Origin of the sequence: Campylobacter concisus, assembly GCF_002913745.1 — a bacterium.
In the GTDB taxonomy this organism is placed as follows: domain Bacteria; phylum Campylobacterota; class Campylobacteria; order Campylobacterales; family Campylobacteraceae; genus Campylobacter_A; species Campylobacter_A concisus_R.
In genome coordinates this window covers 1-12,447 of sequence record NZ_PPCG01000079.1, presented here as the reverse complement: position 1 = coordinate 12,447, position 12,447 = coordinate 1, and the positions used below count along the sequence as shown (strand labels likewise).

12 protein-coding genes and 1 pseudogene are annotated in these 12,447 nt (G+C 41.5%); 11 read left to right on the top strand and 2 right to left on the bottom strand.

What is annotated here, in order from left to right:
- Positions 1-33 precede the first annotated feature (33 nt).
- From CYO90_RS09725 to argS, 4 genes are read left to right on the top strand one after another with little or no spacing between them, the layout of a single operon-like run.
- Entirely contained in the window at positions 34-1,596 is a 1,563-nt protein-coding gene (locus CYO90_RS09725) for a Highly acidic protein (protein WP_103579353.1), read from the top strand.
- Positions 1,597-2,208, top strand: a complete 612-nt coding sequence (gene gmk, locus CYO90_RS09720) for a guanylate kinase (RefSeq protein WP_009294763.1) — start codon at positions 1,597-1,599, stop codon at positions 2,206-2,208.
- A gap of 51 nt (positions 2,209-2,259) precedes the next feature.
- Positions 2,260-2,481 carry a twin-arginine translocase TatA/TatE family subunit gene (gene tatA, locus CYO90_RS09715; RefSeq protein ID WP_009294762.1) on the top strand — a complete coding sequence of 74 codons (222 nt, stop codon included), beginning with the start codon at positions 2,260-2,262 and terminating at the stop codon, positions 2,479-2,481.
- Positions 2,482-2,490: 9 nt separating this feature from the next.
- Positions 2,491-4,074, top strand: coding sequence for an arginine--tRNA ligase (gene argS / locus CYO90_RS09710; protein WP_103579352.1), 1,584 nt, complete (start codon positions 2,491-2,493; stop codon positions 4,072-4,074).
- A 71-nt stretch (positions 4,075-4,145) separates the two neighbouring features.
- Here the strand turns inward: argS and CYO90_RS09705 are convergent, their stop codons facing one another.
- A complete protein-coding gene (locus tag CYO90_RS09705) occupies positions 4,146-4,310 on the bottom strand; it encodes a hypothetical protein (protein ID WP_258030727.1) in 165 nt (54 codons plus the stop codon).
- Positions 4,311-4,413: 103 nt separating this feature from the next.
- Here CYO90_RS09705 and CYO90_RS09700 point away from each other — a divergent pair, with 103 nt between their 5' ends.
- Positions 4,414-5,397: a YeiH family protein gene (locus CYO90_RS09700; RefSeq protein WP_103579351.1), complete on the top strand. Its 984-nt coding sequence runs from the start codon at positions 4,414-4,416 to the stop codon at positions 5,395-5,397.
- Here CYO90_RS09700 and nadD read toward each other — a convergent pair.
- Entirely contained in the window at positions 5,381-6,262 is an 882-nt protein-coding gene (gene nadD, locus CYO90_RS09695) for a nicotinate (nicotinamide) nucleotide adenylyltransferase (RefSeq protein WP_103579350.1), read from the bottom strand. The two genes, CYO90_RS09700 and nadD, sit on opposite strands and share 17 nt — an antisense overlap.
- Before the next feature lie 79 nt (positions 6,263-6,341).
- Between nadD and gap the strand changes: the two genes are divergently transcribed.
- From gap to CYO90_RS09665, 6 genes and pseudogenes are all read left to right on the top strand, one after another.
- Positions 6,342-7,340, top strand: a complete 999-nt coding sequence (gap, locus tag CYO90_RS09690) for a type I glyceraldehyde-3-phosphate dehydrogenase (RefSeq protein WP_021083664.1) — start codon at positions 6,342-6,344, stop codon at positions 7,338-7,340.
- A 16-nt stretch (positions 7,341-7,356) separates the two neighbouring features.
- A complete protein-coding gene (locus CYO90_RS09685) occupies positions 7,357-8,556 on the top strand; it encodes a phosphoglycerate kinase (protein ID WP_103579349.1) in 1,200 nt (399 codons plus the stop codon).
- A 3-nt stretch (positions 8,557-8,559) separates the two neighbouring features.
- Positions 8,560-9,240 (top strand): triose-phosphate isomerase, encoded by a 681-nt coding sequence (locus CYO90_RS09680; protein ID WP_103579348.1) that lies wholly within the window; start codon positions 8,560-8,562, stop codon positions 9,238-9,240.
- 167 nt (positions 9,241-9,407) lie between these two features.
- On the top strand, positions 9,408-10,226 hold the full coding sequence (fabI, locus tag CYO90_RS09675; protein WP_103579347.1) for an enoyl-ACP reductase FabI: 819 nt from the start codon (positions 9,408-9,410) through the stop codon (positions 10,224-10,226).
- Between the two features lie 78 nt (positions 10,227-10,304).
- Positions 10,305-10,970: pseudogene (locus CYO90_RS09670) on the top strand (DUF2625 family protein).
- Between the two features lie 317 nt (positions 10,971-11,287).
- Complete coding sequence (locus CYO90_RS09665) at positions 11,288-12,310, top strand: NADH:flavin oxidoreductase/NADH oxidase (RefSeq protein ID WP_103579346.1); 1,023 nt, start codon at positions 11,288-11,290, stop codon at positions 12,308-12,310.
- Positions 12,311-12,447 lie beyond the last annotated feature (137 nt).

Here is a 12,447-nt window from a genome sequence, read left to right as displayed (position 1 = left end):
AAAATACAGCTTCAAGTGCTTCAAGGAGGGATTATGAAAGTCGCGCTCGTAAACAAAAATCCAGCAGTTTCACGTCTCATAACACTAAGTCTAAATAAAATAAGTGTAGAGTATGTAGAATTTGATGATGTTAATGCAGTAAGTGGTGAATTTGACTATATTATTATTGACAGCGATATGGAGAGCGCTGATGTAAAATTTGACCAAAAAGTGATGTATCTAGCCCCAAGAGGCGGCATAAAGCCTGATTTTGCTGACATTATGCTTGAAAAGCCATTCCTCCCTACCGAATTTATAAATTTATTTGAAGAAAGTAGGGCGGTTAATGTGGCTGGTGATGATACAAAGGCTGAACTAGGACTTGATGATTCCGCAAACTTCGATGATTTTGAACATATTGATGAAAATTATGAAGAACTACAAAATTTTGAGTTGCCAGAAATTGACACAGATTTTGAAAATTTAGCAAAAGAAGATGAAACCGAAAAATTAGATGATAATGTTTTAAATGATGAATTTTTAAAAGAGCACTTAGAAGATTCTAGTGTTGGAGATTTAGAAGATGAAGAGATCAGTTTGGACGAGGATGATACTGAGCTAATTGACGAAAATAGTGAAGAAACTGAAGCAGCCAATGAAAATGTAGATGATGAATCTAGTAAAACGCCAAAAGTAGAAGAAACTATCGAAGATGGATTAAGCAGTGATTTTGGGGATCTTAGCGCACTTGTTGATGAGATAGAAAATATGGACGAGAGCAGCCCAGTAGATGAAGAAGCTAGAGATGAGCTTGAAAAGATCGTTGAGCAAAATATACAAAATTTAAAAATAGATGAGAATGATGAAGAGCTAGATGATATTAGTCAAAGCAAAAAAGAGCTTAGTGAGATTGATTTGCTTAATGAAGAGCTAAATAGTGAAGAGGCTGATGAGGAAAATAAAAATTTAGAGGATACTGAGCTAGATGTTCAAAATTTAGAGCAAGAAGAGCTAAATATAGACGAGCTAGCTAAATTTGATGATGAAGATAGCCTTGAAAATGAGCTAAATTTAGAAGATGAGTCTAAAAATGATGAGAATTTAGATGAGACTTCTAATGCTGATGAAGAGCAAATTCAAGTAGATGATGAAAAAGTAGAAGAAGATATAGAAGAAGAGGCTTTGGATGAAATTTCAAGTGAAGAGCTAGAAAATTTAGAGTCTAGCGAGAACGCTTCTAGTGAGATGCCAGTAGAAGAGCTAGAAGATGTGAGCGAGCCAGAAGCCAAAGAAGATCTAGGCCTTGTGGATGAAACTTTTGAAGAAGAAAATACTCAAGAAGAAAACGCGCAAGATGATAGTAAAGACGCGGCACTAAGTGAGTTAAATTTTGACGCGGCATCGATAGATGATATAGATGAAAACACGATGTTAGCGGCATTTGGACTAAAGGATATGCCTCAAATAAGCTCAAAAAATGATGCAAAAGAGGACTACAAAGAAGAGCTAACTAAAAATATCACAAAACACGTCCATGAGTCGCTAAATGAAAGCTCGCTAAGAGATGTGCTAAAAGATATGAACATCAAGATAAATATAAGTTTCGAGGAAAAGTAGTTGCAAGGACAAATTTTAGTAGTTTCGGGACCTAGTGGAAGCGGCAAAAGCACGCTTTTGGGCCGTCTTTTAAAGGAGGAGAAAGACCTATATTTTTCTATCTCAAGCACAACAAGAGCCAAAAGAGAAGGCGAAGTTGATGGGGTGGATTATTATTTTATAAAAGAAGATGAATTTAAAAGCGGCATAGAAAAAGGCGAGTTTTTAGAGTGGGCACAGGTGCATAAAAACTACTATGGCACGAGTTTAAAACCAGTTTTAGCAGCACTTGAAGCTGGTAAGATAGTGATATTTGACATCGATGTGCAGGGTTTTCACATCGCACTTGAGAAATTTAAAAGCTACATCACTTCAGTTTTTATCACAACTGCGAATAAAAAAGAGCTAAAAAGGCGCTTGAAAAACCGCGGAACAGATAGTGATGAGACGATAGAAAATCGCTTAATGAACGCAGTTGGCGAGATGGAGCATATTTTAGAGTATGATTATTTTTTAGTAAATGATGATATAGAAAAGAGTTATAAAGGGCTAAAATCAATCCTTCGAGCAATGAGATTAAAAAGTGCTAAGATAAACTTAAGAAATGTCATCGACGAGTGGATAGATTGTTAGAAATTCAGGAATTTATGATAATATTTTGAGAAAATTTGATAAGGAGAAAAGATGGGTTCTTTTAGTATTGGCCACTGGTTGATCGTTTTAGCGATCATTGTATTGCTTTTTGGAGCAAAGAAGATCCCAGAGCTTGCAAAAGGACTAGGCAAGGGCATAAAGACTTTTAAAGCTGAGATGGAGGACACAACCCCTGAAAAGAGCGAAAAAGTCGAGCATAAAGAAGAGGGCGCAGCTAGTCAAAAGATAGAAGAAACAACTAAAAACGCATAGGTTTTAGAGTTGAAAGATAAAGTAAAAGCTGAAATTTCAAAGGTTTTAGAGCGAGAATTTGTGCTTGAAAAGCCAAAGGATAAAAATTTAGCCCACTATGCGACGCCGCTTTTTAGCCTCGCAAAAGAGCTAAAAAAGTCTCCAGCTATGATAGCTAGCGAGTTTGCTGATAAATTTAGTGATAGCAAGATAGTTGAAGCTAGTGCGGTAAATGGCTACTTAAATTTCAAGCTTAAGAGCGAATTTTTAGATGAAATTTCAAAGCAAATTTTGCTAGATAGTGAAAATTTTGCAAAAGAAGATGCGAAAAAAGACAGCTATTTAATAGAATATATCAGCGCAAATCCAACTGGGCCGCTTCACATTGGACACGTTAGAGGCGCAGTTTATGGCGATACTTTGGCAAGACTTGGCAAAAGACTTGGCTACGCTATCTCGACAGAATACTACATAAACGATGCTGGCAATCAAATAGATCTGCTTGGCACTTCGATATCACTTGCGGCTAAAGAGCTGCTTTTTAACGAAAGCGTCGTCTATCCAGAGAAATATTACCGCGGGGATTATATTTTAGATATCGCTAAGCTTGCAAATGAGAAATTTGGCAAGGAAATTTTTTATGACGAGAGCAGAAACCTTGAGCTTGCTGAGTTTGGCAAGGATATCGTGCTTGAGATCATCAAAAAAGACTTGGCGGACGTTGGGATATTTATAGAGAGCTGGGCTAGCGAAAAGGCCCTTTATGACGGCCTAGAGCCAACTATAAACAAGCTAAAACGCTCAAATCAAATGTATGAAAAAGATGGTGCTACCTATATCGCTTCTACCACACTTGGTGATGACAACGATAGGGTTGTGGTGAGAAATGACGGCAGACCGACATATCTAGCTGGCGACATCATCTATCACAATGCTAAATTTGAGAAAAATTTTGACCACTATATAAACATTTGGGGTGCAGACCATCACGGATATATAGCAAGGCTAAAGGCTGCGATAAATTTCCTTGGTTACGATGAAAACAAGCTTGAAGTGATACTTATGCAGATGGTTAGCCTGCTAAAAGAGGGCAAGCCATATAAAATGAGCAAGCGCGCTGGCAATGCGGTGCTTATGAGCGATATCGCGAGTGAGATCGGTGCTGAGGCGCTTAGATTTATCTTTATAAGCAAGGCAAACACGAGCAGTTTGGAATTTGACGTGGATGAGCTTAAAAAAGAGGATAGTTCAAACCCTATCTTTTATATAAACTACGCTCACGCCAGGATAAATCAGGTCTTTGCAAAGGCTGGAAAAAGCGTTAGTGATGTGATAAATGCGGACTTTGAGTGCCTGGACGAAAATGCTAAAAATTTACTTTTTGAAGCACTGATATTGCCTGAAATTTTAGAGGATGCTTTTGCTTCAAGGCAGCTTCAAAAGATACCAGACTATCTAAAGTCGCTGGCTGCTAGCTTTCATAAATTTTATAATGAAAACCGCGTGGTTGGAAATGAAAATGAAGATAGCTTACTAAAAGTCTTTGCAGTCGTTGCTGTTTCGATAAAAACAGCATTTAATATAATGGGAATCACAGCTAAAGATAGGATGTAGTTCAATTTAAACCTCTTGCAAAAAAGACCTTTATCTAAAACATTTTGTTTATGTGTTGTCTTAAAATATAACTAGATCAGCCTTTGATCGCCTGATTTTATGAGATTTTCTAGCGCACTTCGCAAAGCTTTTGCGTCGCTATTTTCAGGGGATAAAAAATTCACCTGGCCAAATTTCTTCCTAAGCTTCTCTAGCTCGAGTTTGGTGAAAGCATATTTTTCACCAAGGATGATCATAGGCCTATCCCTTTATCTTTATTTTAAATTTGCATTATAAAATTCGTCTAATTATACCCAAACGTGCTAATTGCATTTTTAAAAAAAGAGTTAAGGTTAAAATATGTATCATAAATTTCTCGCTGTGCTTGTTTTAGCGCTGATTTGCGGCGTTTCTTTTGCGCTCTCAAACACACTTTTGGCTAAATTTCACACCAGCCCGCTTATCATCTCTATCATTTTAGGCGCCATTTTTGCAAATCTTTTTACAAAACAAACTCAAATTTTAAAAAGTAGTGGCGTCGTAGCGATCGCTGGGAAGCAAATTTTAAGGCTAGGCATCATACTTTTTGGCTTCAATATAAACCTTAGCGAGATCGCAAGTGTTGGCACCATTGGCGTGATATACGCAGCATTTATGGTCTTTGCGACCTTTTGCTTTGCACTTTTTGTAGCCAAAGCCTTGGGACTTAGCAAGGATAGTGCCGTGCTCATTGGCTCAGGGGCTAGTATATGCGGTGCAGCTGCTGTTATGGCTACTCAAAATGAGATAAAAGCAGACGCAAACAAGCTTGCTATCGCCATTTGCACGGTGGTGCTCTTTGGGACGATTGGTATGTTTATCTATCCATTTATCGCTAAATTTCTAGCTCTAACGCCACACCAAACTGGCTTTTTTATCGGTGGCTCACTTCACGAGGTAGCCCACGTGGTGGCAGCCTCAGCAGCATTTGATAGCGCAGCAAGTAGCACCGCCGTCATCATAAAAATGCTTCGCGTCATCATGCTTGTGCCATTTTTGTTTTTGCTAAATTTCTTAAATTTAAGCCAAAATAGTGGCGGCTCAAAGCTAAAGAGCATACCATGGTTTGCGTTATTTTTCTTAGTGGCGATCTGCGTTAGATCTTTGCCATTTTTCCCTGAAAATTTGGTTCAAATTTTAAAGCTAGCCGCCAGCATTTGCCTTTGCGTTGCGATGTGTGCTTTGGGGTTTGGGATAGATAGAAGCATTTTTAAAGCGACGGGCAAAAAGCCATTTTTGCTAGCATTTTTTATATTTTTATGGCTTATTTGCTCATCGCTTGTCTTTGTTAAGACTCTTTGCTAGTTTTTAGTTTTTGCAAAAATTCTTCGATGTTGTATTTTGCTCTGTAAGTTGGGCTTAAAAGATGTATCAAAATGTCGCCAAGGTCCATCACGATCCAATCAGGCGAGCTCTCAGTGCCTATAAATTTCTCCCCAAGAGGCTTAAGCTCCTCTTTTAGATCCTCAGCCAGTGAGTAAGCGTGCCTCTCGCCAAGCGTAGTAGCGATAACTACGGCCTTTACGAAATAATCATCCCCGCTCATATCAAACACTTGTATCTCTTCAGCCTTTTTTGCGTCTAAAACCTTAACTATACTTTCGGTGCGCTCTTGCATCGATCTCTCTTGCATCTTTAATCCTTGGTAAAAATTTATAATCTCATCTTTTATCTCGCTAGGCAGCTCATCAAGCCCCTTTTGATGCCTGATCTGCGATGAGCTAACATCCACGTGCACGTCCATTTTTTGTAAATTTTGTGGAATTTCTATGTGATTGCGCTTAGCGATCACAAACTGCACTAAATTTTTTAGCTCCTCGTAGCCGTGCCACTTATCAAGCGTGGCTAGGTGGTCCGCGCCTATTATGAGATAAAATTTCTCTATCTTGAATTTCTTATACAAATACTTAACCGTCTCTATGGTAGGCACTGGGCGAGCTAAATTTATCTCATAGTCTGAGATCTCGACCTTCTCTAGGCCGCCCCAAATTTCTCTTATCCACTTTAGGCGAAGCTCTGGCGGAGCTGAAAATTCGCTCTTAAAGGGACTTATAAAAGTTGGCATGATGATGAGCTTGTCGATATCAAGGCCGCTTAGTGCCATTTTTACAATGCTATCGTGTCCTAAATGAACCGGATCAAAGCTCCCGCCAAAAAGTGCTAACTTCATCTATTAAAGTGCCTTGTTTATATTTGTTTTAAAATTCTTTTTTGTAGAATTAGGCGTAATTATATCAAAAGGAGCTAAGATGTCAGTTAAAGTAGCAATAAACGGCTTTGGGCGTATCGGTAGGTGTGCTGCTCGTATTATTTTAGAGCGTGATGATGTTGAGCTTGTCGCTATTAACGACACCGCAACAAGGGATATGACGAGGTATTTGCTCAAATACGACAGCGTGCATGGCGAATTTAAGCAAGACGTTAAGGTGATAAGCGACGATTTTATAGAAGTAAATGGCAAAAAGATAAGAGTTTTTTCTACAAGAGATCTAAACGAGCTTAGCTACGCAGACTACGGCGTAGACGTGGTTTTAGAGTGCACTGGCAAGTTTTTAACCACTGAAAAATGTGAGCCATATCTTGCTCGCGGCGTCAAAAAAGTCGTCATGAGCGCTCCAGCAAAAGACGATACAGCGACATTTGTAGTTGGCGTAAATGACGATAAATACGCAGGCGAGGCGATCGTCTCAAACGCAAGCTGCACCACAAATGGCCTAGCTCCAGTAGCAAAGGTACTAAACGATAAATTTGGCATCGTAAAAGGGCTAATGACTACGATCCACGCATATACAAATGGTCAGAGCCTAGTTGATGTAAAGGCTAAAGATTTCCGCCGCTCACGCGCTGCAGCGCTAAATATCGGACCTACGACCACCGGAGCTGCAAAAGCGATCGCTAAAGTGCTTCCAGAGCTAAGCGGTAAGCTGCACGGTCAAGCAGTGCGCGTACCAGTGGCAAACGTCTCTATGGTCGATCTAACGGCGGTTTTAAAAAGACCAGCTAGTAAAGATGAGATAAACGAGGCATTTAGGGCGGCTGCGGAGTCAAATTTAAAGGGAATTTTATTCGTCGATGACGACTACAGAGTTAGTAGCGACTTTTGCACAAGCACCTTTAGCAGCATCGTAGCGAGCGACACTACGCAGGTTATCGCTGATGATATGGTGAAGGTCTTTGCGTGGTACGACAACGAGTGGGGCTACTCAACAAGGCTTGTTGATCTTGCTAAGATCGTGGCTACAAAGTAAATTTAAAGGGTGAAAAATGAGTGATATTTTATCGATCAACGACCTTGAGCTTAATGGTGCAAAAGTCTTTATAAGGTGCGATTTTAACGTGCCTATGGACGAGTTTTTAAACATCACTGATGACCGCAGGATCCGCTCAGCGATACCAACTATCCGCTACTGCCTAGATAATGGCTGCAGCGTGGTTTTGGCTAGTCACCTTGGTCGTCCAAAAAACGGCTTTGAAGAGAAATTTTCACTTCAAGGCGTGGCTAAGAGGCTATCAAGACTGCTTGATAGAGAGGTGATATTTGCTGAAGATGTGATCGGAAATGACGCTAAAACAAAGGCTGCGGCTCTAAAGCCAGGCGAAATTTTGATGATAGAAAATTTACGCTTTGAAAAGGGCGAAACCAAAAATGACGAGGCTTTGGCAAAAGAGCTTTCAGGCTTTGGCGAATTTTACATCAATGACGCATTTGGCGTTTGTCACAGAGCTCACGCATCTGTCGAAGCAATAACTAAATTTTACGATGAAAAGCACAAGGCAGCGGGATTTTTACTACAAAAAGAGATAAATTTCGCTCAAAATTTGATAAAACATCCATCTCGTCCATTTGTCGCAGTCGTGGGCGGCTCAAAGGTAAGTGGTAAGCTTCAAGCCTTGCATAACCTTCTGCCACGCGTAGATAAGCTGATAATTGGCGGTGGCATGGCATTTACATTTTTAAAATCACTTGGCGAAAACATCGGAAATTCGCTCCTTGAAGAAGAGCTCATCGAAGATGCAAGGCAAATTTTACAAAAAGGCAAAGAGCTAGGAGTGAAAATCTACCTACCAGTAGATGTCGTCGCTGCTCAGACATTTTCAGCTGAAAGTGCCGTAAAATATGTCCCTGCCCAAGAGATCCCAAATGGCTGGATGGGGCTTGACATCGGACCAGCATCTATTAGGCTATTTAAAGAGGTCATCGCAGATGCTCAAACCATCTGGTGGAACGGACCTATGGGTGTTTTTGAGATGGATAAATTTAGCAAAGGTAGCATCAAAATGAGTCACGCTATCATCGACACTCACGCGACAACCGTTGTTGGCGGTGGCGATACGGCTGACGTGGTCGAGCGCGCTGGGGATGCCGACGAGATGACATTTATCTCAACTGGCGGTGGTGCTAGCTTGGAGCTCATTGAAGGCAAAGAGCTGCCTGGCATAAAGCCGCTTAGAAAAGAGGAGTAGGTCTTGAAATTTCTAGCGAATTTAAAGTGCAACCACACAAGAGAGAGCTTTAGAGAGTACGCGAAAATTTTAGACGAAAATTTAAGCGCAAACGACGATGTGAGCGTATTTGCTCCAGCTAGTGCCTTTGATGAAAAAAGGCATCTTTTTAGACTTGGGGCGCAGAATTTCTACCCATGCGAGAGTGGGGCATTTACAGGCGAGATCGGCAAGGCGATGCTTGATGAATTTGACATAAAAGACGTGCTGATCGGCCACTCTGAGAGGCGTGAAATTTTAAACGAAAGCGAGGAGTTTTTGCGAGCGAAATTTGACTTTGCCGCAAAAAATGGCTGGAATGTTATCTACTGTATCGGTGAAAATTTAAGCACCAATGAAAGCGGAGCGACCAAAGAATTTCTAAGCCGCCAGCTTGAAAATATAGACCTTGGCTATAAAAATTTAGTCATCGCCTATGAGCCGATCTGGGCGATAGGAACGGGCAAAAGCGCTAGCATAGAGCAGATAGATGAGGTGCTAAGTTTCTTAAAGACAAAGGCAAACGTGCCACTACTTTACGGCGGAAGCGTCAATGCGGCAAACATCGCTGATATCGCAGGTATCAAAAGCTGTGATGGGGTTTTGGTAGGCACAGCCAGCTGGGATGCGAATAATTTTTTAAATTTGATACGCGTTGTCTCGTGAGCGCCTTTTAATGAGTTCGAAATTTTAAGTCTGCGACAGGCTATTTGCCTAGTCTGGACCTAAAATTTCTACACAACATTAAAATTCATCTCACGATACTGCCGCTATTAAATTTGGTTTAAAATTTAAGTATCGCTTAAAAGTCAAACAAAATAAAAGGAGAAATGATGATACTAAAAGGTAAAAAAGGTCTGATCGTCGGTGTCGCCAACGCCAAGTCAATAGCTTACGGCATCGCAAAAGCTTGTCACGATCAAGGTGCGCAGATGGCATTTACATACCTAAATGACGCTCTTAAAAAGCGCGTTGAGCCGATCGCTGAGGAGTTTGGTAGCAAATTTGTCTACGAGCTTGACGTAAATAACCAAGCACATTTAGATGGGCTCGCTAGCCAAATCAAAAAAGACCTTGGCGAGATCGATTTTGTCGTGCATGCAGTGGCTTACGCACCAAAAGAGGCGCTTGAGGGCGAGTTTGTAAATACCACAAAAGAAGCCTTTGACATAGCGATGGGCACTAGCGTCTATTCGCTACTAAGCCTTACTCGCGCGGTCCTACCGGTGCTAAAAGAGGGCGGCTCGGTCCTTACTCTTACATACCTTGGCGGACCAAAATTTGTGCCACACTACAACGTCATGGGCGTTGCCAAAGCGGCGCTTGAGAGCTCAGTTCGCTACCTAGCACACGACCTTGGCGCTAAAAATATCCGCGTAAATGCGATCAGTGCAGGCCCTATCAAAACGCTTGCTGCAAGCGGTATAGGCGATTTTAGGATGATTTTGCGCTACAACGAAGTAAATAGCCCACTAAAACGCAACGTCACCACTGAAGACGTCGGTAGCAGCGCTATGTACCTACTTAGCGACCTAGCTAGCGGCGTAACAGGTGAAGTTCACTACGTAGATTGTGGCTACAACATCATGGGCATGGGCGATGTGGCTACCGATGCCGAGGGCAACACGATCTTAGCTTGGGACTCAAAATAACCTATCTATATAAATTTGGCGGGGCGACTCGCCAAATTCTTCTTTTAAATTTCACCAAATTTATCGCAAGGACAGAAAATGAGAGCTTTAGACGAGCTTATAGACATAAATGAGCCAGGCTGGGCGCTGATAGAAGAGTGGCTAAAAGAGGCTAAAAATGGCTATGAAATTTTGCCTCGAGATGAGAGCAGGGCGCAAAGCGAGCTTTTAGGGCTTCAAGTCACCACTCGTTCGCCGATGGGAGCACTTGTTTATGGGTGCGGCGGTATAGTGATAGATGGCGGTTGGCTGCGTCTTCTTGGCTCAGGATGTGAGCAGATTAAGCGCGGAATTTACAGCTTTAACCTTGGCAAAAGCTTTAGCGAAGCAGGGCAGATGCCTAGCTATTTGCTCGTGGCGGATGATGTTTTGGGCGGATTTTTCGTGGTAAATGGCGGCGCCTTTGGTGGCAAAGCTGGCAACGTCTTTTACTACGCACCAGATAGCGGCGAATGGGAAGATACGTAGCTTGGCTACTCGCAGTTTTTATACTGGGCGCTAAGTGGGGATATATCTAAATTTTACGAGCTTTACCGCTGGGATGGCTGGCGCGAGGACGTGAGAAATTTTAGCCTTGATAAGGTGATGTTTGCGCTACCACCACTTCTTTGGCAAGACGCTGACGTAAAACTAAGACTAAAAGATATGAAAAAAGATGGCGTTAATATCGATGAGTATTTTGATTCTTTCTTTAAGGGCGAGTAATAGATAAATTTTAGTAGCTTTACAAATTTTAAAATTCCATTCACTCGCAAGAGTTGACTACTAAAATTTGGCTTCGCTTACAGCTTAGCTCAAATTTTAGAGCCGAAATTACTCGTTCATGAAATTTTAAAATTTACTCAACACTTGCCTAATTTGACAAAGTAAATTCGTAAATTTAAAACCTTGCTTGCCCGTTTGAGCAGGTTTTTAAATTTAAAATTTACTAAACACTTTTATAGTCACAAGAAGTAAATTCCTACAAATCCAAGAATTTAAACAAATATCCTAAAATAATCAAAAAATTTAAAGGAAATTTCATGCAAAATAAGCTTTTTACACCACTTAAGATAGGTGGCATCGAGATCAAAAACCGCATTATCATGGCTCCGATGTGTATGTATGAGGTCAAAAAAGAGGATGGTCGTCCAAGGTGCTTTCATAAGCTCCACTACGCTACAAGGGCGATCGGCGGTGTTGGTATGATCATCGTTGAGGCGACGGCTGTTGAGGCACGCGGCAGGATCACCAAAAAAGACCTTGGGCTTTGGAGTGACGAGCAGATCGAGGCTCACGCGGAGCTGGTAAAAGGCTGCAGCAAATACGGCGCCAAAATGGCCGTCCAGCTTGCTCACGCTGGTAGAAAGGGCACTTGTGAGGGCATCATCGCACCAAGTGCTATCAAATTTAGTGAGGACTACGCCACGCCAAAAGAGATGAGCGCGGGGGATATCGCAAGCGTTAAGCAAAACTTTGTGGATGCGGCCATTAGGGCAAAGAGCACAGGATACGAGGCTGTGGAGATACACGCGGCGCATGGATATTTAATAAATCAATTTTTATGCGCTGGCACGAACAAGCGAGGTGACGCATACGGCGGCACTTTTGAAAACCGCATAAGGCTTCTGCTTGAGATTTTAAGAGAGATCAAGGCTCGCGCTAATATCACAGTTGGTGTTAGGATAAGTGCAAGTAGCTGGCTTAAGGGCGACTGGGACGTAGAAGAGAGCGTAAAGCTCGCACATGAGCTAGAGAAAAATGGGGCTGACTTCATCCACGTCTCAGCTGGTGGAGTCTATGCAAAAGTTGATAACGCGCCTAAATTTACACCTCTTTATCAGGCTGGCTATGCAAAAGCGGTGAAAAATGCAGTTGATATCCCAGTCTTTGCAGTCGGTCTCATCACAAAGGCAAGCGAGTGCGAGGCGCTGCTGCTTGGTGATGTCTGCGACGGCGTGGCGCTTGGCAGGGAGCTACTACGCAACCCATATTTTGCTTTTAGCGCCATGAAAGAATTTGGCGAAAGCGAAAAAATAGAAAACGCCTACAAAAGGGCTTACTAAATTTTCTTGGCAAGGTGAGAGCCTTGCCAAATTTCATTTTTCTTAAATAAAAATCACTAGAATTTGCTTACTATTTTTCTACAATAATAAATCAAAATTTCTATATTTATAGCTAGAAAATCGCATTTATTTTAAAT